This is a genomic window from Silicimonas algicola, assembly GCF_003148765.1.
GTDB classification, from domain to species: domain Bacteria; phylum Pseudomonadota; class Alphaproteobacteria; order Rhodobacterales; family Rhodobacteraceae; genus Silicimonas; species Silicimonas algicola.
The window spans coordinates 1-21879 of record NZ_QGGV01000015.1 but is presented as its reverse complement, the minus strand read 5'-3'; the positions used below and the strand labels follow the sequence as shown (position 1 = coordinate 21879).

Sequence of the window (21879 nt, the reverse complement as noted above, 5' to 3'; positions counted from 1 at the left end):
GCTGTGTAGAGCAGAAAGCAAGGCAGCACTGAACACTTCGACGCCCGTGGCACTCTGTGGGATGGGCCTGATATCGGACGTTTGCCCGCAGACTCGTTCCCTCTCGGCAATTGACATGAGCGTGGTGTGGGTCACTCCCCCTATGCTGGATGTACCTCACGCGTCGGCTCAACTTGTACGCGAAGACATTGCGGCGCCGCGGGCAGAGGCGATTGCTTGCAGCGCAAAGCGTGGGGATTGGCATGTGCATAAGCCACCAATTCCGCTTACGGGACGTTGGCAGAATCCATTGGCTCAATGGTGACATGCCAAGTCGTTCGGCAAGGGGGTAAAGCATCTATAAGCCGATTGGCGCCTCCGAGATCGGCGTGAAAAGCACGCATTCGGTGAGCCGGCCTTCTTTCTGCTAGGTAGTAAAGAGCGCCGAGCTTCCCACCGCCTCGAACGACGAACAGCCTAGTTGACCGAGCGAGCGAACCAATTCGAGCTTTAGAATCTTCATTGCGCATTCAGCCCCGTCGCTGGCGCCCGCTCCGACCCCGTATGCCAACGCGCGCCCCGCCAGCGCAAAGTCGGCACCATGTGCTTTGGCACGCAACAGGTCCGCGCCGCGCCGAATGCCGCTGTCGATAATTATTTCCAGCCGTCCTCGCACGGCTTCGGCAATCGGTGGCAAGGCTTGGATCGTCGGCGGCCCGAACGCGACCTGACGGCCGCCATGATTGGAAACCACGATGCCGTCGCAACCGATCTCGGCACATTTCAGCGCGTCCTGTGGATGCAGGATGCCCTTGACCAGAAGCTTGCCCTTCCAACGGTCACGCAGCCTTCGAAGGCTGTCCCAGGTGAACCCGGGCGTGATCAGGGTCTTCTGGACGTCGGCGTAGGATGTCGCCGCCTGCAATAGGTCCGCGTAGTTCGCGATATTGGGCTTGCCGTGACGAAAAGTCTCGACCGACCAGCGCGGATGGGTGGCAATCTGAAACAGCACGTCCGGCGTCAACCGGAACGGAACCGAAAGCTGGTTGCGTATGTCGCGGTCGCGTTTCCCTGCGGCGGGAACGTCGGCGGTTACCATCATCACCGGATAGCCAGCCGCCTCGGCCCGCGCGATCAGGCCTTCGGTTACCGCGGCGTCGCTGGAGACGTAGAGTTGGAACCAGCCGACGCCATCGGCCGCCTCGGCCAGCCTTTCCATTGTGGTCGAGGCTGCTGAACTTGCCACGTAGGGAATGTTTGTCTGCCTGCAGAGGCGCGCGAGCGTAAGATCTGCCTCCGGCCAGAAGGCGTTGAGCATCCCGATGGGCGCCATTCCGAACGGCAGGTCGAAGGTCTGGCCGAGTATGGTGGCGCGCGTGTCGATGTTCGAGACGTCCATCATGTAGCGCGGCGTAAGCTCCACCTCTTCGAAAGCTTCGACATTGCGACGCAGGTTGCGCTCGTTCTCCGCGCCGCCATCGACGAGATCGAAGGCGAACCGGGGGATGCGACGCTTCGCCATCGTCCTCAGGTCGTCGATCGAAGCCGCCCGAGAGAGCCGCATCAGATCGACCACCCGCCATCGACGGCGAACGACTGGCCAGTGGTGAAGGCCGAGAGATCGCCGGCGAGGTAGCAAACCATCGCGGCGATCTCCTCGGGCCGGCCAAGGCGTCCCATCGGCTGGCGCGCCTTGAACGCTTCGAGCGCCGCGTCGAAATCTCCTGTCGAGGCAAGCCGGTCGTTCAGCGACGGGCTTTGGACCGTCCCAGGGCAGATCGCGTTGCAGCGGATGCCGTCCTTCACGAAGTCGGCGGCGATGGACTTGGTCATGCCGATGATCGCTGCCTTGGACGCCCCATAGGCGAAGCGGCGCGGGGCACCTCTTTCGCTGGACACGATGGACGCGATGTTGATGATGGATCCTCCCCCCTGCCGCAGCATCCCGGGAAGAACGGCACGCGTCAGGCGGTACGTGGCCTTGGCATTCAACGCGAAGGACCGGTCCCAGGCGTCTTCCTCGCAATCGAGGATCGTGCCGTCATGCACCCAGCCGGCGCAGTTCACGAGGATGTCGATTTTCGGATGCGACTCCACCAGTGCCGCGATGGCTTCGGCGTCCAGGACGTCCAGGCGCCGCGGGGTGACGCCCGAGGTGTCGTCGGCCAAGCTTTCGACCGCCGCGGCGTCGATGTCGGTCGCGATGACGCTCGCATCCAACCTAGCCAAAGCCTCGACCGAGGCGCGCCCGATCCCGTTTCCGGCAGCGGTCACGAGCGCCGTCTTTCCGTTCAGTGTCTCTGTCATCGGGTCACTCTCAACGGGCCAGCCACCCGCCATCCACGGTCACGACGCTGCCGTGGCAATAGGCGGCGGCGTCGGAGGCCAGGAATACGGCTGCACCGGCGATTTCGTGCGGTTCGGCGAACCTGCCCGCGGGAATGCGCTCCAGCAACACGCGGGATCTTTTGGGATCATCGCGCAGCGCCTGCGTGTTGTCCGTGGCGGTGTAGCCGGGCGCGACGGCGTTCACGTTCACTCCTTGCCCTGCCCATTCGTTGCAGAGTGCACGTGTCAGGCCAATCACGGCGTGCTTGCTGGAGGCATATGCCGGCACGCGCAGCCCGCCTTGCGACCCCAGCACGGATGACACGATCACGATCTTGCCCGACCCTTGGGCCAGCATCCGCCTGCCCGCCGCCTGCGACAGCAACCAGACGCTGTCGAGGTTGACCGACAGGACGCGTCGCCAGTCGTCGAAGGGCATCTCGACCGAGTCCTGACGGTGAATGATGCCAGCGTTGTTCACGAGGATATCGAGACCGCCCAAAGCGTCGGCGGCGAAGCCGATCACCTCTTCGGCGGCGGCCTGATCCATTCCGGTGAAATCGGCCTTCACCGCCACTGCCCGTCGCCCAAGCGCCTTGATCTTTGCGATGACCGCCTCTGGCGCATGGCTGCGATAGGTCAACGCCACATCGGCCCCGGCATCGGCGAGGGCCAAGGCAATGCCCTCGCCGATGCCGGTCGCGCCGCCGGTGACAAGCGCCTTGCGGCCGGTCAGGTCGAACGGATTGCCCATGCCTCAGTACCGGTTCGCGATGGGCAGGTCCTCGGCCGGGAAAAGGCTGATGACCTCGCACCCCTTCTCGGTCACGACGACCTCTTCCTCGATCCGGGCAGCCGAGTATCCGTCGGCGGCCGGGCAGTAGGTTTCCAGCGCGAAGACCATGCCGGTCTGGATCTCCATCGGGTGATCCAGCGACACGGCTCGGGAAATGATGGGGCGTTCGTGCAGTGCAAGCCCGAGACCGTGGCCGAACTGGAGGCCGAAGGCCGAATCCTCGTCCGGGAAGCCGAACTCCTCGGCCTTGGGCCAGAGCTTGGCGACGGTGTCGGTCGTCACGCCGGGCTTGATCGCCTCGATCGAGGCGTCGATCCACTCGCGCGCCTTCACGTAGGCGTCGTTCTGCGCCGGCGTTGCCCGCCCGATGTTGAAGGTCCGGTAGTAGCAGGTGCGATAGCCCTGGTAGGACTGGAGAATGTCGAAGAACGCCTGATCGCCGGGCCGGAAGTAGCGGTCGGTGAAGTTGTGCGGATGCGGGTTGCAGCGTTCGCCAGAAATAGCGTTGATCGCCTCGACGTCGTCCGAGCCCATCTCGTAGAGCATCTTGTTCGAGAGCGCGACGATATCGTTCTCGCGCACGCCCGGTTTCAGCTCCTCGTAGATCATGTGGTAGACGCCATCGACCATGCTGGCCGCCTGCGTCAGAAGCTGGATCTCGTCCCAATTCTTGATCTCGCGCGCCGCCAGCATGATCTGCTGGCCGTCGACGATGTTCAGGCCTTCTTCCTTCAGGGCATGGAACATCGCGGTTTCGGCATAGTCGACGCCGACAGGCATGTCCGCCATGCCGGCGTCCCGGATCAGGCCCGCGATCTGCTTGGCGTATTTCTTCATCAGGCCGAATTCGGGCGGGATCGTCCCCCGCATCCCGACGACACCGGCAAGGCAGTGCTCGGGCTCCAGCCAGTCGGAATAACGCTTGTGATGCATCGCCGCCGAGCCGAAGTCCCAGACATAGGGGCTGTCGTCGCCCGTCAGCAGGCAGAACCGGCACATCTTGTCCCGTTCCCATTCGCCGATCTTGGTCGCGCTGACGTAGCGGATGTTGTTGACGTCGAAGAGCAGAAGCGTGCCCGCGTCCGACGCCTGCAACGCCTGCCGCGTCCGCGCGAGGCGATAACGCCGCAAGCGGTCGTGGTCGATCCGGCGCTCAAAATCGACGGAGGTGTGCCCCCAGGCGGGCAGGCGGTCGCGCCATTCCCAGTTGGGTTCCAGGTCCTGCGGGGTAAGCATGTTCGGCATCAGGGCGCGTGACATGAAGATCTCCTCCGGGCTGCGCTGGCGCTGCCCTTGCTTGTGAAAGTGGCTGAAAACTCAGGGCGCTACTGGATGCACCAGCCGCCGTCGATATGGACCATCTGGCCGGTCATGTAGTCGCTGTCGTCCGAGGCGAGGAATGACGCGGTGCCGACGATGTCCTTCGGGTAGGAGACGCGCTTGATCTGCAGCGCATCGCGAACGATGTCCTCGTAGGCCTGGCCTTCCTTTTCCTTGAAGCCGATATCGACGAGATCCTTGTCGAGCTGCTTCCAGAGCGGTGTCACGACGACACCGGGCGCATAGCCGTTGACGGTGATGTTGTGCTCGGCCAGCCCGACGGCGCCGCAATGGGTCAACGCAAGGCAGCCGTACTTCGAGGTGCAGTAGACCGTCACGTCGACCAGCGGCTTACGGGACGCGATGGAGCCGACGTTGATCAGCTTGTAGGGATGATCCTCCATCGGTCCCTGGGCGATCATCTGGCGCGCGGTTTCCTGCATCCCGAGCCACATCGCCTTGGTGTTGACGTTCATGATCAGGTCCCAGTTGTCTTCGTCGATATCCATGAAGAAGCGGGGCTTGTTCAGGCCGGCGTTGAAGACGCCCACGTTGATCGAACCGAACGCATCGACCGTGGCGGCGACGGCCCCCGCATTGTCCTCGCGCTTGGTCACGTCCATTCTGACGGCGATAGCCTTGCCGTTGCCGGCGGCGTTGATGCTGTCGGCCATCTTCTGTGCTTCGGCCAGTTCCAGGTCCCCAAGGCACACGTTGGCACCCTGCGCCGCAAAGGCCTCGGCATTGGCCGCGCCCATTCCGCGGGCGGCGCCGGTAATGAGGATGTTTTTCCCTTTCAGGCGATTGGGGTCCATGGTGTCTCCTCCTCGTGTCACGGTGACCCGTCGGGTCGTATCAGGGCATCCGCCCGGGTCTGGGCAGTGCGCAGGGCAACGCGGGGCGATTTGATCCCGCGCAGCATGTCGTGGAATTCCTCGCCGCAGATCTTGATGATGCCACCGATCTCGGGGACAGGCGGACGCGGCCAGAATTGCAGTTCGTCGCGCCAGGACATCGCGTCGATGGCTTCGAAGATGGGCGAAGTGCGGCGTACTTCCGGGTCCGAACCGACCGAGTAGCGCGGGTTGGTCCGGCTGCCGTTCTGGACGTAGAGTTTCTGGGCTTCGGGCGAGGTGAACACGGTCAGCGCCTCGACCGCCGCCGGCACGCGTTCGGGCGCGAGGTTGGCCGGAATGCCCATGACATAGCCCCCGACGGGCGCGACGGGTCTTGCGCCCGGTCCGGCCGGATGCGGCAGGTATCCGGTCTGGCCGTAGGCGGGCGACGTTTCGTCCAGCTCGAAGTAGGGGGCGAGCAGGGTGTAGCCATAGGCCATCGCGATGCTGCCCGCGGCGTAGGGGCGGACACGTTCGTACCACGACATCGACAGGATGTCGGGCGGCGAGTACTTCAGAAGCTCCAACAGGTACTCGGCGGCCAACAGCCCCGCGTCCGTGTCGATGGTCGCCTGGTAGCCGCCCGAGGCGAGGTGGTCGGTTCCGAAGCCGCCCGCAATCGCCGGCAGATCGAGGATGGGCTGGCCGAAATCGGCGATCGTCATCAGAACGGTATGGCCGAGCGCCGTCCCACGCGCGGCATTCCACGCAATGCCGTACCGACCGTGGCGGGGGTCATGCAGCTTGCGCGCGGCCTTCAGCACGGCGTCGGTGGTCGCGGGCGGCTCAAGCCCCGCATCGGCGAAGAGGTCGCGACGATAGAACAGGAGTTCCGGCGTGGTCTGCGCCGGCACACCATAGGCGCGTCCGCCCCAATGGGCGGCCTTCCAGCCCGCGGTATGGAAATCCGCCGGGTCGAGGCGCGCCAGATCCATGACCTGGTCCAGTGGCATCAGGACGCCTTTCTCGGCGAACTCCCCGATCCACGGCAGGTCGACCGCGATGATGTCATACCGGCTGGTCGGTCTGGCGGCGTTGCGCAGCCCTTCTTCGCGGAGCCGGTCGATGGAAAAGGCGCGCTGGCTGATCTCTATGCCGATGACCTGCTCGAATTGACGTTTCAGATTGTCCATCACCATGAAGGTTGGATCGCCATGAACCAGGACGCGAATGCCGCCCGGCACCTTCAAGGGTTCGGTGCGCACGCTGAGTGGCGGGACGGATTGCGCCGCCGTGTAGCTGGCACTGAAGTAATAGTCCTCGGTGTCCCGCGCCTTGCGCTGGCCACCGAAGTGCCCATCGGCAAGCCGGCGAAGCCGACCCGAAAGCTGCACCCACTGGGCCAGGAGCTTCTCGCTGGGATGCATGGAGAAGCTCTTGCCCGACTTCGTGCGGGGCCGCTGCTCGATAAGCCCGTCCTCGATCATTTCCTTCATGCGCCGGTTCGCGGTGGCATAGGGCACCCGGCTGGCGCTTACGAGCGAGGTGGGGGTGATCGTGCGCGCGTTGTAATGGCCCTGAAGGAGATGCAGCGCCATGCGCAAATGCGCGTTCGGCGTGATGATGTCCAAGGCGTCTTCCAACTCGTCGCTGAAATCCTCGAGGAAGGCCAGGAGCTCAAGCGGCTCGGATTTCGCCTGGGGCGAGACAGGGTTGCTTTGGCGATGCCCTCCCAGAGCGTTCATTGCGCGGCTTTGCCTCTTTTCGGACTTGCGTTTACGTGGGTGTTTTCCGCTATCCGCTTCGGATGATCCGGAGTCGCTCACGACGATTGCTCCCATAGATGTCCAGTGTGATGTCCAACACGTATCGTTAAAATATTCATTGTGGATAAAAAATTATCCGTTTTGGATACTTTTGATGAACTTAGGAGGTTTGAAGCCCGGCACTCTATCGGGCAATCGTTCGGCATGCCGAGTGATGGACCTGGTGCCCGGTAAGGGCACCTCGGAGTTCGAGAAGACCGTTATCATCCGGGAGGAAACCAAAATGAAACTTCGCACCACTCTTGTCGCTTCGACAGCGATGCTGGCCGTGGCTGGCGTCGCATCGGCCGATACGATGAAGATCGGCATCACCCAGAACAACGTCGGGGTCGACAGCTATCAGACCACGTACGAAAAGGCGTTCATCGCGGCCGCCGAAGAGAACGCGGATGTCGAAACGGTCGTACTCGACGCGGGCGGCGACGTGGCGCGCCAGATCGCGCAGATGGAGGACCTGATCCAGCAGGAGGTGGATGCCATCATAATCTGGCCGACGAATGGCGAAGCCGTGATCCCCGCCGTCCGCAAGGCGCACCAGGCGGGCATCCCCGTGATCGTCACCAACTCGAACATTGCGGAGGCCGGCTTCGATTTCGTCAAGTCGTTCTCGGGCCCGGACAACATTACCCAGGGCGCGCGGTCGGCCGAGATCATGTGCGACAAGTTCAAGGAGATGGGCATCGAGGACGAGGCCAGCGTCGTGCACATCACGGGCCAGCCGGGCTACACCACCGCCATCGAACGCGCCAAGGGCTTCGAGGACCGTCTGCCCGAAGTCTGCCCGAACGTGAGCGTGTTGGACACCCAGCCGGGCGACTGGAACCGCGAGAAGTCGCAACAGGTCATGGAAGCCTTCCTCGTCAAGTACGACGACATCGACGGGGTCTACGCGGGCGACGACAACATGGGCGTGGGCGCGCTCAACGCTGCCAAGGCCGCAGGCCGCGACGGCATCGTCTTCGTCGGCGCGACCAACTTCGCCGTCGGCTACGACGCGATGGGCGCAGGCGACTACTGGGGATCGATCTATCAGTCGCCGGTCGATGACGCCGAAGCCGCACTCCAGACCGCAATCGACGTGCTCGGAGGGAAGGACGTGCCGTTCCTGAACTACTTCGACACGCCGAAGATCACTCAGGACAACATGGGCGACTTCACCAAGCCGGTGTTCTGAGCCCAATCGTTTCGCGGGGCGCGGCGAGACCGCGCCCCGGCAACAGCTTCTCGCACAGGTTTTGGGGGGACGCGGCATGGGACGTGTTTCGGATCGCGTCTGCATCGTGACAGGCGCTGCCCAGGGCATAGGTCGCGCCATCGGAGAGGCGCTTCTGGACGAGGGCGCCATGGTCTGTTTCGCGGACCTGAACGGCGGCAAGGCGGCGGAGGTGGCCGACGCGAACCGCAGCCGCATCAACGGACGGTCGGGCGCCGTCACATCGGCGCAGGTCGACGTGACCGAGCGCGAGCAGGTCCGGGCGATGATCGCGCATACCGTCGAGGTCTTCGGCCGGCTCGACGTGAAGTTCAACAATGCTGGCGTCAACAAGCCGATGAACTTCATGGACGTTACGGAAGACAACTGGAATTTCATCATGGGCGTCAATGGGCTCGGCTGCATGATCGGCATGCAGGAGGCCGCGCGCCAGATGATCGCGCAGGGACACGGGGGCAAGATCGTCAACACCGCCTCGATCGCCAGCCGGCAGGGGTTCGACAACGTCGCGCCCTATTGCGCGTCGAAATTCGCCGTGGTGGCCCTGACGCAGTCGGGTGCGCGGGATCTGGCGAAGCACGATATTACTGTGACCGGCTTCGCTCCCGGTGTGGTGGCGACCGAGATGTGGGAGCAGGTCGACCAGGATCTGCTGGCCATCGGCGCGTCCGAGCGGCCGGGGCAGGCGATGGAAGAGTTCTCGGCCGACATCCTGAGGGGCCGCGTGGCGACCCCGCAGGATATCACCGGTACAACGACCTTTCTGGCGTCGCGAGACAGCGACTACATGACCGGTCAGATCGTCATGATCGACGGAGGCATGACACTGGTCTGACCGCACGGCATTGGGAGGAATGAATGTCAGTGACACAAGAGAATGCCGGCGACCTTCGGGAGGGGATCATGGCGACACCGACCAAGCAGCAGATCGGCACAGTTCTGGCCAGGCAGGGCATCCTGATTGCCTTCGCGGTGTTCATGATCGCGTTCACGCTCGCAAACCCGAAGTTCTTGTCCGTGGACAACGTGTTCAGCGTCGTCCGGTCGTCGGCGATCCTGGGGGTGATGGCGCTGGGGGTGACCTTCGTGGTCATCAGCGGCAACCTCGATCTGTCGGTGGGCTCGATGATGTCGTTCTCGACCATCGTCGTGCTGGACCTGCACGACAAGATAGGACCCGCGCTGGCCATTCCCGCGATGTTCGCGATGACGCTCTGCCTCGGGGCCTTTATCGGCTTTCTCGTGGGATACCTGAGGCTAAATTCGTTGATCGTCACGCTTGGCATGCTGTCCGCGATCCACGGGCTGACGCTGACCTATTCGGGCGGACAGAACATGGATATCGCCGACAAGGAAGGGACGTGGTTCAGCGTGTTCGGTCAGGGAACAGCGCTGGGAATCCCGGTGCCGATCCTGATTTTTGCCGTACTCGCTGCCCTCCTCGGCGTCGTGCTGGCCAAGACCGCCTTCGGGCGAAAGGTATACGCGGTCGGTGGCAACGGCACCGCCGCGACCTTCTCCGGCATCCGACGCGCGCGGACCGTGTTCAATTGCTACATGATCTCGGCCGCTTGCGTCGCGACGGCTGGCCTCATCCAGGCCAGTCGTTCACTTGGCTCTCAGAACACCGTGGGGCAGGGGCTGGAACTCGAGGTCCTGGCCGCCGTCATCCTCGGCGGCGCCTCGCTTCTCGGCGGGTCGGGGACCATCTTCAAGACCGTCATCGGCGTGCTGATCCTGGGCTTTATCCAGAACGGTCTCCTGCTTTTGGGTCTGCAATTCTACGTCCAGTTCGTGGTGACGTGGGTCATCATCATCCTTGCCGTCTGGCTCGATATCGCGGCCAAGCGCGGCAAGCTCTGGTCGCCGATCGCGTGAGGGAGGGCTAGCCATGCAACCGGGTGCACTGTCAAAGGCGCTGAAAAGCGGCGCGATCTGGGGGTTCATCGTTCTCGAGCTGATCTTTTTCAGCGTGGCGGGCGAGTTCCTGTCGCTGTCGGACAAGGCCTTCATGGATTTCGAGAATATGCTGCTGCTTCTCAAGCAGTCGGCGCCCATCGGGATCATCGCGATGGGCATGACTCTCGTGATGGTGAACGGGAACATCGACCTCTCCGTCGGCGCGACCTTCGCCATCGCCGCGATCATTCTCCTGGACAGCATGACATGGCCGATCTTCGCAGGGCTTGGCGACTGGGTCATCCCCGTGGCCTGGTTGCTGGCGCTGATGGCGGGCACATTGCTAGGCGCACTCAACGGACTGATCGTCTGGAAGACCGGCGTGGATGCCTTCATCGTCACGCTGGGCTCGATGCTGGGCTTCCGCGGCATCGTCTTCATGTTCAATGGCGAGAATCCGACGAGCCATCTCAACTGGACGCTGGTCGATTTCGCCGAGGCCGAATTCCTGGGCCTCGCCACGGCGTCGTGGTTCCTGTTGGCGGTTACGCTGGCGGTCTGGTTCCTGATGGCCAGGACCGTGCACGGGCGGAACGCCTATGCCATCGGCGACAATCGCGAGGCTGCGGTCAACGCCGGTATCCGGGTAGGGCCGCACATGATGATCAACTTCGCGATCATTGGCTTTCTGGCCGCGCTGTCGGCGGTGATCTTCTACTCCGAGAGCGGCTCGGTGAACCCCAACGACGGTCAGCTCTACGAGCTTTGGGTCATCACGGCAGTGGTGCTTGGCGGGACCAAGATAACCGGAGGCGCAGGCAACGTGATCGGGACGTTTGGCGGTGTTATCGCGATCCAGCTTCTGCGCAAGGGGCTGGGCCACATCGGCGCAGATACTTCGACCGTGAACCTCGTCATCGGCCTGATCCTGATCGCAGTTCTGTTCCTCGATCGGCAGCTGAACGTCAAAGGCAAAGAGGAGTTGAAGGTATGACCGATCCGGTTCTCCGCCTCCAGGACATCGTCAAGACCTTTCCCGGCGTTCGGGCGCTGGACGGCGTGTCCTTCTCGGTCATGCCGGGTGAAGTCCACGCGCTGATGGGCGAAAACGGTGCGGGAAAGTCGACCCTGATGAAGGTTCTGGGCGGCATCTACCAGCCCGACGGCGGCGACATCTACATGGGCGACTGGAAGGTGGTGATGTCAGGTCCGCTGGAAGCCAAGGCCAAGGGTATCGTCTTCATCCATCAGGAACTCAGCCTCGCCGAGGAACTGTCGGTGGCCGAGAACATCTACCTCGGCGAACTGCCCCGCAAGAGCTTCGGCCGGGTCGACTGGGGCAAGCTCGCGGACAAGACGAACGCGATCCTCGAGAAACTGAATGTGGGCTTCGATGCGCGGACGCGCGTGGGCGACCTTTCCATCGCCAACCAGCAGATGGTCGAAATCGCCCGAGCGCTCACCGTCGACGCGAAGGCGGTGATCTTCGACGAACCGACGGCGTCGCTCACGGATGCCGAGAAATCGGTCCTGTTCGACGTCATCGCGGACCTGAAGAAGGACGGGGTCGGGATCGTCTACATCTCCCACCGGATGGAGGAGATCTTCAAGATCACCGACCGCATCTCGATCCTGCGTGACGGACAGTACCAGGGCACCCTCGCCACCGTGGAGACGAACGAGGAGGCGGTCACCCAGCTGATGATCGGGCGCAAGCTCGACCTCAGCCGCAACGCCTCGCACCACAAGTTGGGCGATGTAGCCCTGGAAGTCCGCGGCCTGAGTTGCGGAAAGCTCTATCGCGACGTGAGCTTCGAAGTCCGCCGGGGCGAGGTCGTCGGTTTCTACGGGCTGGTGGGCGCCGGCCGGACCGAGATCGCGGAGACGCTGTTCGGCCTGCGCGGTCCGTCTGCCGGGCAGATACTGCTCGATGGCGAGGAGGTGAGCATCGCCTCCCCCGCCGAGGCGATCGCGCGCGGTATCTCGCTGGTGCCCGAGGATCGAAAGGGGCAGGGCCTGATCCTCGGCATGAACTGTCGCGACAACATGACCCTGCCGCAGGTCGACGATCTGAAGGCCGGGCCGTTCGTGGCGGAAGGCGCCGAGGTGGCCATCTTCGACAAGTACCGCGACCAGCTGGATATCCGTACACCGAACTGGAAAAGCCGGGTCGGCAATCTTTCAGGCGGCAACCAGCAGAAGATCGTCATCGGAAAGTGGCTGTCCATGCACCCCAAGGTGCTGATCGTCGACGAACCGACGCGTGGCATCGACGTGGGCTCGAAATCCGAGATCCACAAGCTTCTGCGGGAATTGGCGTCCCAAGGCTACGCGGTCATGGTCATCTCCTCGGAAATGCCTGAAGTGCTGCACGTCTCGGACCGGATCGTCGCCATGTATTCGGGTTGCATCATGCGCACCTTCACTTCCGAAGAGGTGACAGAAGACAATCTCATCCAGGCGATCTCGGGGCTTGGTGGCGATCGAGCCGCCTAGAAAGCGGCGCCATTTAGACCAGTCGGGAGCAACCGATGGAACTATTTCGCTAAATCCCGCCGGATGACGAGAAACGAGGAATGCTCGGCCGAGCCGGAAGTCGTCCTGCGGTGTGCCCTCCACCAGCGACAAGGACCTCAGGTACGTGTTCCCACCTCATGCGAAAGCGGCAGCGCCAATGCGATGACGCGACGCGCTTCAGAGGAGAGTGGCGCACGGAACGCCGTGGTCTTGCCCGGCGCAGCGGCGGATCATGTCTGACAGCCTGCCCGCAGGCAGTCTTGGGGTCGGTTTCGGCCCCCTTCCTTGAAGGGAAAATCCCGGAACACATGATCGCGGGTCCCGGGAACACTCTGCGGCAACGGCTGTTTGAGGTCTCATCGAAAACACCCCGTTCTCGGCACAATGATCCCCACCAGGAGAGACAGCATGTTCCATCATTCCTCGAAGCTTCAGTACGAAGTGCGCGTCGAGCGGCCGGACCCGGCTTTCGCGAAGCATCTGCAACAGGCGATCGGCGGCATCGAAGGAGAAATCCGCGTTGCGATGCAGTATTTCTTCCAGGCCATGGGAGCGCGGGGGGACTCGAAGTACCGCGACATGCTCATGATGACGGCGACCGAGGAGCTGAGCCATATCGAGTTTCTCGGCCATGCCGTCGCCCTGAATCTCGAGGGCGCGCCGGTGGATGTCCAGGACGAGGCGGCCAAAGACCCTGTGGTCCACGCGATCCTCGGCGGAATGAACCCGAGGCACATCCTGTCCTCCGGTCTCTCTGCGATGCCCGTCAACTCGAACGGGGTTCCCTTCGACATGAGCCACGTCTACGCGACGGGAAACATCGGGGCCGACATGCTGGCGAATGCCACGGCCGAGGCCGGCGGGCGCGTTCTCGCGAGCCGGCTTTACAACATGACGGACGATCCCGGCATGAAGGACATGCTTTCGTTCCTCATCGCGCGGGATACGATGCACCAGCAGCAATGGCTCGCCGTTCTGGAGGAGTTGGGCGGCTGGGAGAAGCAGCTCCCGATCCCGAACGCGACGCCTCAGGATCACGAGGCGACCGAGCACAGCTACTATTTCCTGAACACTTCGCTCGACGAGCCGACGCCTGAAGGACGTTGGACGTCCGGACCGTCTCTCGATGGCCGGTCCGAATTTTCTGTGATGAAGGAGCCGAAGCCGCTTGGCCAGAAGCCGAGCCTTGGCAAGGCCAAGCCGAAATCGGGCGCACAGAGCGAGCAGACATGACGCAGAGAGGTGCGAAGGCGGCACGGGTCCGGCAAGCAGAGAGCGCTCTGCTGCCGGATCGACGGACCTGCGATCCGGCGTCCTGACCCTCGCACCGGCAACTGAAAGGGCCGGAGGATTGGAACAGCGTGGCGAGCGAGACGAGTATGGCCGGATGCCAGGGACGGGCGGGTGCATGACGCTCGCCCCGTCGCGGTCGTCGGGGCTGGAAGGCGGGTGTCTTTGCGGACGCTGCCGGTTTACCATCTACCGGATCGACGAGATCGTGGAATGTCATTGCCTCAGGTGCCGTCGACTGAGTGGCGGCGCACCCGTCACCTGGGTCTGTATGTCTCGGGACGGCATCTCGTGGACGCGCGCGCCCAGCATATGGTTGTCATCGACAATTGCTGACCGGGGGTTTTGCCCTACCTGTGGATGCATGCTGTGGATGGCGTACCGGTTTAATTCCGAGGTTGCGGTTCCTCTCGGCTCCCTCGACGAACGTGGGGACCTCGCATCCGAACGACGGATCCATGCACAAGAGGCAGAATAATGATGAAACGGGAAGATCGGACGGACGAGCGGCGGGTGGACCTGGACGTCAAGGCGGCCCTGGAAGCCATACGTCAGGAAGACGTCCCCGAGAGGCTAAGGAAGCTGGCAATACGGCTTCAGGAGAAGCTGGACGGCGAGCGCTGACATGAGCGCAGCGGGCGGACCAGCTATGGCAATGACGGAAAGGAAAGAAAGTTCATGACCGACGCCTTGAGAGTTCTCGTCGCCGAGGATGACTTCATCCTCGCGACGGAGCTTCAGTACCAGCTCGCCAGGCTGAACGCCGAGGTCGTCGGACCCTTTTCCGAGGCGCATGACGCTGTCGATCATCTCGAGAATGTCGATGCGGCCATCCTCGACATCCGGCTGCGGGACGATACGTCGTTTCCGCTGGCCGACTGCCTGTTGACGCGGGAAACGCCTTTTGTGTTCTACACCGCCTACACGCTCAAATTGCCGGAGCGGTATCACGGCGTCCCCGTCATCAGCAAACCGACCCCGACCGAAGCCCTGGTCGAGCTGTTGCGGTCGCATGGTGCGCGCCGCAAGCCGCCTGCGATCAATGCCGTTGCCGCCTTGCCCCTCATGATCCTTCACGCCCGCGACCTGATGCCGGACTCGAGCTCGGCCGACAGGCTGGTGGAGCTCACCCTGAAATCGGTCATCGCCGTGGGAACGACGACCTGGTCCAGCCAGGCCGATTTCGAGCAGTACATGATCTCGCAGATGCGGGACCTTCATGTGCAACGCGGCAAACGGCTTCTGAGCTAGCCGAACACGATCCTGCCTATGCTGACAGGCCGCGGGAACATTGCCCGGCGGCACCTGTTCTTCTGCCCATCTGAGCAGCATTTGCAGGAATTTGACGATGAACCGATTGACACCAAACCGTCGCCAGCTCGCCCGCGGCATCGCCGACAACAGGACGTACCTTCTCGTCTCCCTGGCAGCGCTTACAGGGGCGGGAGCGCTGGCGCTCGCCCTCAATCAGTCACGGCAGGCCAACGACCAGCATCCACCTGATGACGCACCGGGACGCACCGGCCGGCGGTCGCGCTTCGGGCGCTTCGCCGTGTCGGGTCGGACGGTGACGATCAATCGTCCGCGCCAGGACGTGTACGACGCCTGGCGAGACATGTCGCGACTGCCGCATTTCATGGAAAACGTGGAAAGCGTGACAGTCCAAGGCGATCTGACCCGTTGGACCATACGCGGACCCGCGGACTTCGACGTGGAGCTGGAAACGCGCATCGTGTCGGATCGGCCGGGAGAGGAGATCGCCTGGCGATCGACGGAAAACTCCGCTGTCGAGACCTCGGGAAAGGTCATGTTCCGCGACGCGCCCGCCGGGCGGGGGACCGAGGTGGAGGCTGTCATCGCCTATGTGCCGCCGGCAGGACGGATCGGCCAGATGATTGCCAAGCTCTTCCAGGCGGAGCCGTCCATCCAAGGTCGTCGCGACCTGAAGCGGCTCAAGATGCTGCTCGAAACCGGCGAGATCGCCACGTCCCGAAACCGCAAGACGACCGCCTGAGGAGATTTCAAATGCGCGCACTTACCTGGCACGGCAAGCATGACGTTCGCGTCGATACGGTCCCGGATCCCGAGATCGTCAACCCGAGGGACGCGATCATCGAGATCACCTCGACAGCGATCTGCGGTTCGGACCTGCACCTCTATGACGGCGTCATACCGGGGCTCATGGGCGGCGACATCCTGGGTCACGAGTTCATGGGCAGGGTGGTCGAGACCGGACCCGACAGCAGCCTCGAGAAAGGGCAGCGCGTCGTCGTCCCCTTCACCATTTCCTGCGGGTCCTGCTTCTTCTGCAAGAACCACCAGTTTTCCGCCTGCGACAACTCCAATCCTGTCGAGAAGCAGGACATTACCGAAAACCTCTACGGCCATGCGATGAGCGGTCTCTTCGGCTATTCGCATCTGACCGGCGGATATCCCGGAGGCCAGGCCGAATACGTGCGGGTTCCCTTCTCGGACGTCGGGCCCATCGTGGTGCCGGAGGGAATGGAAGACGACGACGTGCTCTTCCTGTCGGACATCCTGCCCACGGGCTGGATGGCGGCCGAGAACTGCGACATCAAGGAAGGCGACATCGTCGCCGTCTGGGGCTGCGGTCCGGTCGGTCTGTTCGCGATCCAGTCGGCTCTCCTCCAGGGCGCGGGCCGCGTCATCGCCATCGATCATTACCCCCACCGGCTCGAGCTTGCCCGCAACCTCGGCGCCGACGTCATCGACTTCACCCGGACCCACGTCCTCGAAGCGCTGATGGAAATGTCGGGAGGCCACGGCCCCGACGCCGTCATCGATGCCGTGGGGATGGAGGCGCATGGCTTCGCGCCCGACCGCTGGCTCGACGTCGCCAAGCAGACGGTTGGCGTCGGAGCCGATGGAGGCCACGCGCTGCGCCAGGCTCTGATGGCCGTCAGGAAGGGCGGGCGGGTCTCGATCCCCGGCGTCTATGGCGGGTTCCTCGACAAGTTCCCGCTCGGGGCCCTCATGGAAAAGGGCGTGCAGGTGCGGTCCGGGCAGACCCATGTCCAGCACTACATCAACGATCTGCTGAAGCGGATCGAGGAGGGTGAGATCGATACCACCTTCCTGATCTCGCACCGCTTGTCGCTGGAGGACGCCCCGCTCGGCTATCGCAATTTCCACGACAACCAGAACGATTGGACCAAGGTGGTCCTGAAGCCGGGCCTGACAGCCCCGCAACCTTCGGAGGTCGAGGCATGACGGCGCGACCCTTCGCCGTCATAACCGGCGCCTCGTCCGGCATCGGCCGCGAACTTGCGCGTTGTGCGGTCGAGGACGGATGCGATGTCCTGATCGCTGCCGACGAGGCGTCGATAGAGAGCGCGGCGGAGGAGTTGCGCGGTAGCGGAACGAAAGTCGAATTCGTCGTCGCGGACTTGGGCACGTCGGAGGGTGTCGCCACGCTGTGGCAGGCCGTGGGAGACCGCAAGATCGACTACATGATGGCGAACGCGGGCAGGGGGCTGGGACATGCCTTCCTGGAGCAGGACTGGACCGAGATCGAGTCCGTCCTGCGCGTGAACGTCGCGGGGACGACCGAGCTTCTCCATCGAACGGCGCAGCATATGGCGTCGCGCCGGTCCGGCCGTATCCTCATCACCGGGTCGGTGGCGGGCTACATGCCGGGGTCGTTTCAGGCCGTCTACAACGCCACGAAGGCCTACCTCGACTCGCTGAGCTGGGCGATCCGGAACGAGCTGTCCGACTGCGACGTCAGCGTAACCTGCCTGATGCCCGGCCCGACGGATACGAAGTTCTTCGAGCGGGCGCACATGGAGGATACGCCGGTCGGCGAATCCGACAAAGCAGACGCCGCCAGCGTCGCCCAGGCGGGGTATGGCGCGATGAAGGACGGCAAGGCCGGGATCACGCCCGGCATGATGAACAAGGTGCAGTCCTCGCTGGCCAGGGCGATGCCTCCTGGGGCGACGGCCTGGCTGCATCGGCAAATGGCGCAGCCGGAGGAAAAGACATGAACGCGAGAACCCATGCCGTCGTCACCGGCGCATCCTCTGGATTGGGGTTCGAGCTGGCGCGTCTCGCGGCCCAGGACGGGCACGACCTGACGATCTGCGCGGACGAGGAAGAGATCGAGCAGGCCGCCGAGACGCTTCGTCGGCTTGGCGTGACCGTGGACGTCGTTCGCGCCGACCTGACCACGAGGGCCGGGGCCGAAACCCTGTGGACGGCCATCGATGCCAAGCCGGTCGACCTGTTCTTCGCCAACGTGGGCCGTGCGCTGGGCCACGCGTTTCACGAACAGGACTGGAGCCAAATCCGGAGGCGGATCGAACTCAACGTCTTCCAGACGACATTTCTGCTGCACCGGGTCGGAGCGAAGATGCGCGACAGGGGCCGCGGTCGGATCCTTGTCACGGGGTCATTGGGAGGCTTCGTGCCTGGTCCCTACGACGCGGTCTACAACAGCACCAAGGCCTATCTGAACAGCCTCTGTTATGCGCTTCAGGACGAGTGGAAAGACACCCCGGTCAGCCTCACCTGCCTTACGCCCGGCCCGGTCGAAACGCCGATCTTCACGCGCAGACGCAACGACCTGTCCGACGCGCCGATCACGGGACAGAGCAAGGCCGATGCCGGGCAGGTGGCGCGCGCAGGATATGACGGCATGATGGCGGGGAAGCGGAACGTCTATCCCAAGCTGACGACGCGTCTCACGGCCATTCTCTCCGGCATCGTTCCGCTGTCGCTCATGTCGAAGATACATCGACGTGGAGCCGAGCCTCGCTGACATCGGGTGGCGCTCGGTGAGCCGGCGTCACACCACCTGAGCTGTAGCCCGAAGCGCGCCCGACGCTCGCCTTGCATCTCCCTACCTCTCCTCCTGTGAAGAAGACGTCACTGGCCTCGCGCAGCGCTCCAGGAGAATAATTTCGTTCGGGGTGTAATGTCCGCTGGAAACGAATTGCTTTACCCGCGGGACATGAAGAGGTCCCGCCAGTTGGGCGGGACCTCCGATTGCTTGCGATGACAATTAGCCACCGACCTGAATGCGCTGATCTTCAGGCAGGCGCACGTTCTCGTCGTACTGGAAGTTGCTCGCAGCTTCGATATCATCCTCGGTCATGTTCTCGAGAACGATCTGACCGTCGCGGATCGTCACGCGCGACAGACGCACCGGAACCGCGTTGGCACCAAGTCCAAGAAAGCCACCATCCTCGACGACGAGGCTCGTCTCGCCGTTCACGTCGATCAGGGCCTCGGGCGCACCGAGTTCCTCTCCGTCCGCGGTGACGACTTCCATGTCCATGATTTCACCCACGGTCATGACAGCGCCGCTTCCGGTCGACATCTGGCCCTGAGCACCGGCCTGGTCGTTCTGTGCAACCTGCTGACCGGGATCCTGCTGGCTGGCATTCGCTTGCTGCTGTTGACGGCGCTGTTCGCGCTCTTCGGGCGTCTCCAGGATGACGGTTGCTTCGCCGGACTGCTGCACTTCGATCTGGGGCTGTTCAGCCATCAGCACCGAAATACGGGGCTCTGCGCTTTCGTACGACAGGGCGGGCTCGCCCGTTTCATACGTCATCTGCGGCTGACCCTCGGCCTGGACGATCTCGACCTGGGGCTCTGTCCCGGCAACGCTGACATCGCCTCCGACCGCTTCCTGGCCTTCGTTCTGCTCTCCGGCGTCGGCGACCGACGTCTGTTCGGTCGGAGCTTCGCCGGCATCCACGCCGAGATCGATGTCAAGCTCGGGGTCGGCCTGTCGGACGCTGATCCTCGGCTCGCCTTGCGAGACTTCGACCTGCGGGTCGGCCGACGTCACGCGAACCTGGGGATCCTGCCGCAGGACATAGACTTGCGGAGCCGGGATATCGACGCGAACGATGATTTCAGGGATCTCGACGGTGATCTGCGGCTCGGCCTGAGTAAGCTCGATCTGGGCCGGATCCTGGGTGATGCTGATCTGGGGTTGCTGCTCGGTCACGCGTACGTTGGGCGCCGGCACCTGTACGTCGACTTCCGGCTCGGGAACCGAAACGACGGCCTCTCCCTCGATGGTCGCTTCTTCCGAGAGGTTGACCTCTTCCGAAAGACGCTCGGTCTCTTCGGTCGTCTCACCGGCTTGCGTGGCCATCACGATTTCCTCGCCGAGCGTCACGCAGACCTCGGCCCGGTCTTCGTTGATCGCATCCACGATCTCCTGCGTCTGGACGGCTTCGATCGGCTCCTGCCTGTCCTGAACAAGCTCGGCGAGTTCCAGGCAGGCGTCGCTCTTGCCGACGAGCGCCTCTTCGTTGATCTGGATGCCCTGTGCGTGCGCGGTCATCACGAATGGGGCGGTGAGGACGGTACTCAGCAGCAGGGAGCGGATTCCAGTGGCTGTTGTTGACATGTGTTCTTTCCTTTCACGGGTTGATGAGCGGCGGACGGGCGCCCTTGGAGGGACGCCGCGCCGCGCCTTACGAGTTCGTTTCGTTGCGGTCTCTGTCGTGGCCGTCGGTGCCCTCGGGACGGCCGCTCGTCGTGTGAACGGCGGGGGAGGGCTGCGACACATCCGGTCGTTCGGACTGGAACGAGGGAGGTGTCCCCGGCGCGTCGCGCCGATCATCGCCATCCGAGACGTCCGACTCGGTGCCGACGGTATCAGACGGCGTGTCGGAGGGCCGGCGCGTCGGCACGGCGGTGTAGGACGACGTCGTGTGGTCGCCGGTTTGGTCGAAGCGGCGGTCGAGCGAAGCGCCCGTTGCCGTCTCATACGCCGAGGACGGAGATCTGCGCGCAGCCCGGTCGGACGCTGACATCGCATCAGCTGTCATCGTATCGTCGGGATCAGCATCAACCGACCTCGGCTGCCAGCGCCGTTCGGGGACGGCATGGGCCGACGACTTGGTCGCAGGGCCGAAGATCAGCCAGGTGAGGCCGATGGTCGTCAGGGCAAGCGCGAGCGGCTTCTCTCTGACCATGTTGCCGAAGGTCTGACCGTAGTCGGAGCCGTTCTCGCGCAGGTGTCTGCCGGCACGTCTCCAGGCCCCTTCGAAGCTCAGTCGGTCACGCAGTTCTTCCAGCGTACCGGCAAGCTCGTCACGCTCCCGAGCGATGGCGCGCTCGATTTCGGCGGGCTGTCGTGTTTCATGCGGCATCGGTCGACTCCGTTATTGTTTGAGCGTCGCGCTTCACGTTCGCGAACGTCCGGGTTGGTGCGAGGCTCTGGAGCTTCAGATCGCTCCGCCCTTTCATGGCGAGGATGAGAGCGACGACGAGGAGAACCCCGCCCACAATCAGCGCGGCCCAGCCAGCACCAAGCCCGGTTTCGGCGAGGGCGGCCGTCAATGCGGCGGCAAGCACGTTCAGGGCGACGAGTGCGATGACGACCGCGCCCACGAGAAGGCCTGCCGCAGTCATGGTCTTGCTCAGGCTTTCATTGAGTTCGGCCCTCGCGAGGTCGACCTCGCCACGAACCAGGTTCGACAGGTGTTCAAGAGTGCTTCCGACAAGAGTGCCGGCACCCTCACGTTCGGTCCGTGCACCTGTCGCAGTTTCATCTGGTGCCACGACACCTTGCTTGACTGACGCCATTGCCACCTCCTTGCGGTTGAGTTGAATTTGTTTGCTGATACCAAAACAGCAAAGGGCGGATCATGTTCCTGAAAACATTTGATCGACTCGATTAACTGCAGATCTGCGGTTGCGATTGCAGATCCGACAATTGTGCCAGGCGCAATCGATTTCGGTTTAGTGCTGTAGAGCCGCTCCCGCGCAGCATTCCCGCTGCCGGGAATCTGTCCCGGGCCCGGCGCGTCAGAGGCGGGTGAATTCCTCTTCGCCCAGGTCCTCGAGGATCATTCGGCGGGCGCGGCTGACGCGGCTCTTGACGGTGCCGAT

General features: G+C 63.4%; 22 protein-coding genes. 13 read left to right on the top strand and 9 right to left on the bottom strand.

The features are described 5' to 3' along the window. Positions 1–406: 406 nt before the first annotated feature. The 6 genes from C8D95_RS20985 to C8D95_RS20960 all read right to left on the bottom strand — a co-directional run bounded on the left by C8D95_RS20985 (position 407) and on the right by C8D95_RS20960 (position 7004). The gene (locus tag C8D95_RS20985) at positions 407–1501 is read right to left on the bottom strand and encodes an alpha-hydroxy acid oxidase (protein ID WP_249033340.1); all 1095 of its coding nucleotides are present in this window, start codon (positions 1499–1501) and stop codon (positions 407–409) included. A gap of 41 nt (positions 1502–1542) precedes the next feature. Next, positions 1543–2286, bottom strand: a complete 744-nt coding sequence (locus C8D95_RS20980) for an SDR family oxidoreductase (RefSeq protein WP_109761157.1) — start codon at positions 2284–2286, stop codon at positions 1543–1545. 10 nt (positions 2287–2296) lie between these two features. Then, on the bottom strand, positions 2297–3061 hold the full coding sequence (locus C8D95_RS20975; protein WP_109761156.1) for an SDR family oxidoreductase: 765 nt from the start codon (positions 3059–3061) through the stop codon (positions 2297–2299). 3 nt (positions 3062–3064) lie between these two features. Further along, on the bottom strand, positions 3065–4363 hold the full coding sequence (locus C8D95_RS20970) for a M24 family metallopeptidase (protein ID WP_109761155.1): 1299 nt from the start codon (positions 4361–4363) through the stop codon (positions 3065–3067). 65 nt (positions 4364–4428) lie between these two features. Further along, positions 4429–5238, bottom strand: a complete 810-nt coding sequence (locus tag C8D95_RS20965; RefSeq protein WP_109761154.1) for an SDR family NAD(P)-dependent oxidoreductase — start codon at positions 5236–5238, stop codon at positions 4429–4431. A gap of 17 nt (positions 5239–5255) precedes the next feature. Next, positions 5256–7004, bottom strand: coding sequence for an extracellular solute-binding protein (locus tag C8D95_RS20960; RefSeq protein ID WP_109761153.1), 1749 nt, complete (start codon positions 7002–7004; stop codon positions 5256–5258). Positions 7005–7308: 304 nt separating this feature from the next. Between C8D95_RS20960 and C8D95_RS20955 the strand changes: the two genes are divergently transcribed. The 13 genes from C8D95_RS20955 (at position 7309) to C8D95_RS20900 (ending at position 18784) form a co-directional block, all read left to right on the top strand. Beyond that, on the top strand, positions 7309–8259 hold the full coding sequence (locus tag C8D95_RS20955; protein ID WP_109761195.1) for a sugar ABC transporter substrate-binding protein: 951 nt from the start codon (positions 7309–7311) through the stop codon (positions 8257–8259). A gap of 76 nt (positions 8260–8335) precedes the next feature. Then, on the top strand, positions 8336–9133 hold the full coding sequence (locus C8D95_RS20950; protein ID WP_109761152.1) for an SDR family NAD(P)-dependent oxidoreductase: 798 nt from the start codon (positions 8336–8338) through the stop codon (positions 9131–9133). Between the two features lie 68 nt (positions 9134–9201). Next, entirely contained in the window at positions 9202–10176 is a 975-nt protein-coding gene (locus C8D95_RS20945; protein ID WP_109761194.1) for an ABC transporter permease, read from the top strand. Between the two features lie 13 nt (positions 10177–10189). After that, positions 10190–11191, top strand: a complete 1002-nt coding sequence (locus C8D95_RS20940) for an ABC transporter permease (protein ID WP_109761151.1) — start codon at positions 10190–10192, stop codon at positions 11189–11191. Then, on the top strand, positions 11188–12693 hold the full coding sequence (locus C8D95_RS20935; RefSeq protein ID WP_109761150.1) for a sugar ABC transporter ATP-binding protein: 1506 nt from the start codon (positions 11188–11190) through the stop codon (positions 12691–12693). Before C8D95_RS20940 ends, C8D95_RS20935 begins: the two co-directional genes overlap by 4 nt. Positions 12694–13122: 429 nt before the next feature. Continuing rightward, the gene (locus C8D95_RS20930; protein ID WP_109761149.1) at positions 13123–13947 is read left to right on the top strand and encodes a manganese catalase family protein; all 825 of its coding nucleotides are present in this window, start codon (positions 13123–13125) and stop codon (positions 13945–13947) included. 154 nt (positions 13948–14101) lie between these two features. Beyond that, on the top strand, positions 14102–14482 hold the full coding sequence (locus tag C8D95_RS23010; protein WP_420902670.1) for a GFA family protein: 381 nt from the start codon (positions 14102–14104) through the stop codon (positions 14480–14482). Next, positions 14482–14628 carry a hypothetical protein gene (locus tag C8D95_RS22200; protein ID WP_164721649.1) on the top strand — a complete coding sequence of 49 codons (147 nt, stop codon included), beginning with the start codon at positions 14482–14484 and terminating at the stop codon, positions 14626–14628. The genes C8D95_RS23010 and C8D95_RS22200 overlap by 1 nt, the downstream gene beginning before the upstream one ends. A gap of 54 nt (positions 14629–14682) precedes the next feature. Continuing rightward, positions 14683–15255, top strand: coding sequence for a response regulator (locus tag C8D95_RS20920; protein ID WP_109761147.1), 573 nt, complete (start codon positions 14683–14685; stop codon positions 15253–15255). 40 nt (positions 15256–15295) lie between these two features. Continuing rightward, positions 15296–16018, top strand: a complete 723-nt coding sequence (locus tag C8D95_RS20915) for an SRPBCC family protein (RefSeq protein ID WP_241239870.1) — start codon at positions 15296–15298, stop codon at positions 16016–16018. Positions 16019–16029: 11 nt separating this feature from the next. Continuing rightward, positions 16030–17235 (top strand): zinc-dependent alcohol dehydrogenase, encoded by a 1206-nt coding sequence (locus C8D95_RS20910; RefSeq protein WP_109761145.1) that lies wholly within the window; start codon positions 16030–16032, stop codon positions 17233–17235. After that, positions 17232–18011, top strand: coding sequence for an SDR family NAD(P)-dependent oxidoreductase (locus tag C8D95_RS20905; protein WP_109761144.1), 780 nt, complete (start codon positions 17232–17234; stop codon positions 18009–18011). The genes C8D95_RS20910 and C8D95_RS20905 overlap by 4 nt, the downstream gene beginning before the upstream one ends. Beyond that, positions 18008–18784, top strand: a complete 777-nt coding sequence (locus tag C8D95_RS20900; protein ID WP_109761143.1) for an SDR family NAD(P)-dependent oxidoreductase — start codon at positions 18008–18010, stop codon at positions 18782–18784. Before C8D95_RS20905 ends, C8D95_RS20900 begins: the two co-directional genes overlap by 4 nt. A 243-nt stretch (positions 18785–19027) precedes the next feature. Here C8D95_RS20900 and C8D95_RS20895 read toward each other — a convergent pair whose 3' ends face one another. The 3 genes from C8D95_RS20895 to C8D95_RS20885 form a co-directional block, all read right to left on the bottom strand. Then, the gene (locus tag C8D95_RS20895) at positions 19028–20323 is read right to left on the bottom strand and encodes a PRC-barrel domain-containing protein (protein WP_146203021.1); all 1296 of its coding nucleotides are present in this window, start codon (positions 20321–20323) and stop codon (positions 19028–19030) included. Positions 20324–20456: 133 nt separating this feature from the next. Next, entirely contained in the window at positions 20457–21137 is a 681-nt protein-coding gene (locus tag C8D95_RS20890) for a DUF3618 domain-containing protein (protein ID WP_109761141.1), read from the bottom strand. After that, the gene (locus C8D95_RS20885; protein ID WP_109761140.1) at positions 21127–21573 is read right to left on the bottom strand and encodes a phage holin family protein; all 447 of its coding nucleotides are present in this window, start codon (positions 21571–21573) and stop codon (positions 21127–21129) included. Before C8D95_RS20885 ends, C8D95_RS20890 begins: the two co-directional genes overlap by 11 nt. Positions 21574–21879: the final 306 nt, after the last annotated feature.

Bases quoted from the DNA above. Each gene is read 5' to 3' on its own strand.
- C8D95_RS20975 (WP_109761156.1), bottom strand. From the start codon at position 3,061: ATGGGCAATCCGTTCGACCTGACCGGCCGCAAGGCGCTTGTCACCGGC.
- C8D95_RS23010 (WP_420902670.1), top strand. From the start codon at position 14,102: ATGCCAGGGACGGGCGGGTGCATGACGCTCGCCCCGTCGCGGTCGTCG.
- C8D95_RS20945 (WP_109761194.1), top strand. From the start codon at position 9,202: ATGGCGACACCGACCAAGCAGCAGATCGGCACAGTTCTGGCCAGGCAG.
- C8D95_RS20950 (WP_109761152.1), top strand. From the start codon at position 8,336: ATGGGACGTGTTTCGGATCGCGTCTGCATCGTGACAGGCGCTGCCCAG.
- C8D95_RS20970 (WP_109761155.1), bottom strand. From the start codon at position 4,363: ATGTCACGCGCCCTGATGCCGAACATGCTTACCCCGCAGGACCTGGAA.
- C8D95_RS20935 (WP_109761150.1), top strand. From the start codon at position 11,188: ATGACCGATCCGGTTCTCCGCCTCCAGGACATCGTCAAGACCTTTCCC.
- C8D95_RS20910 (WP_109761145.1), top strand. From the start codon at position 16,030: ATGCGCGCACTTACCTGGCACGGCAAGCATGACGTTCGCGTCGATACG.
- C8D95_RS20920 (WP_109761147.1), top strand. From the start codon at position 14,683: ATGACCGACGCCTTGAGAGTTCTCGTCGCCGAGGATGACTTCATCCTC.
- C8D95_RS20960 (WP_109761153.1), bottom strand. From the start codon at position 7,004: ATGAACGCTCTGGGAGGGCATCGCCAAAGCAACCCTGTCTCGCCCCAG.
- C8D95_RS20890 (WP_109761141.1), bottom strand. From the start codon at position 21,137: ATGCCGCATGAAACACGACAGCCCGCCGAAATCGAGCGCGCCATCGCT.
- C8D95_RS20900 (WP_109761143.1), top strand. From the start codon at position 18,008: ATGAACGCGAGAACCCATGCCGTCGTCACCGGCGCATCCTCTGGATTG.
- C8D95_RS20930 (WP_109761149.1), top strand. From the start codon at position 13,123: ATGTTCCATCATTCCTCGAAGCTTCAGTACGAAGTGCGCGTCGAGCGG.
- C8D95_RS20895 (WP_146203021.1), bottom strand. From the start codon at position 20,323: ATGACCGCGCACGCACAGGGCATCCAGATCAACGAAGAGGCGCTCGTC.
- C8D95_RS20905 (WP_109761144.1), top strand. From the start codon at position 17,232: ATGACGGCGCGACCCTTCGCCGTCATAACCGGCGCCTCGTCCGGCATC.
- C8D95_RS20965 (WP_109761154.1), bottom strand. From the start codon at position 5,238: ATGGACCCCAATCGCCTGAAAGGGAAAAACATCCTCATTACCGGCGCC.
- C8D95_RS20955 (WP_109761195.1), top strand. From the start codon at position 7,309: ATGAAACTTCGCACCACTCTTGTCGCTTCGACAGCGATGCTGGCCGTG.
- C8D95_RS20885 (WP_109761140.1), bottom strand. From the start codon at position 21,573: ATGGCGTCAGTCAAGCAAGGTGTCGTGGCACCAGATGAAACTGCGACA.
- C8D95_RS22200 (WP_164721649.1), top strand. From the start codon at position 14,482: ATGATGAAACGGGAAGATCGGACGGACGAGCGGCGGGTGGACCTGGAC.
- C8D95_RS20980 (WP_109761157.1), bottom strand. From the start codon at position 2,286: ATGACAGAGACACTGAACGGAAAGACGGCGCTCGTGACCGCTGCCGGA.
- C8D95_RS20985 (WP_249033340.1), bottom strand. From the start codon at position 1,501: ATGGCGAAGCGTCGCATCCCCCGGTTCGCCTTCGATCTCGTCGATGGC.
- C8D95_RS20940 (WP_109761151.1), top strand. From the start codon at position 10,190: ATGCAACCGGGTGCACTGTCAAAGGCGCTGAAAAGCGGCGCGATCTGG.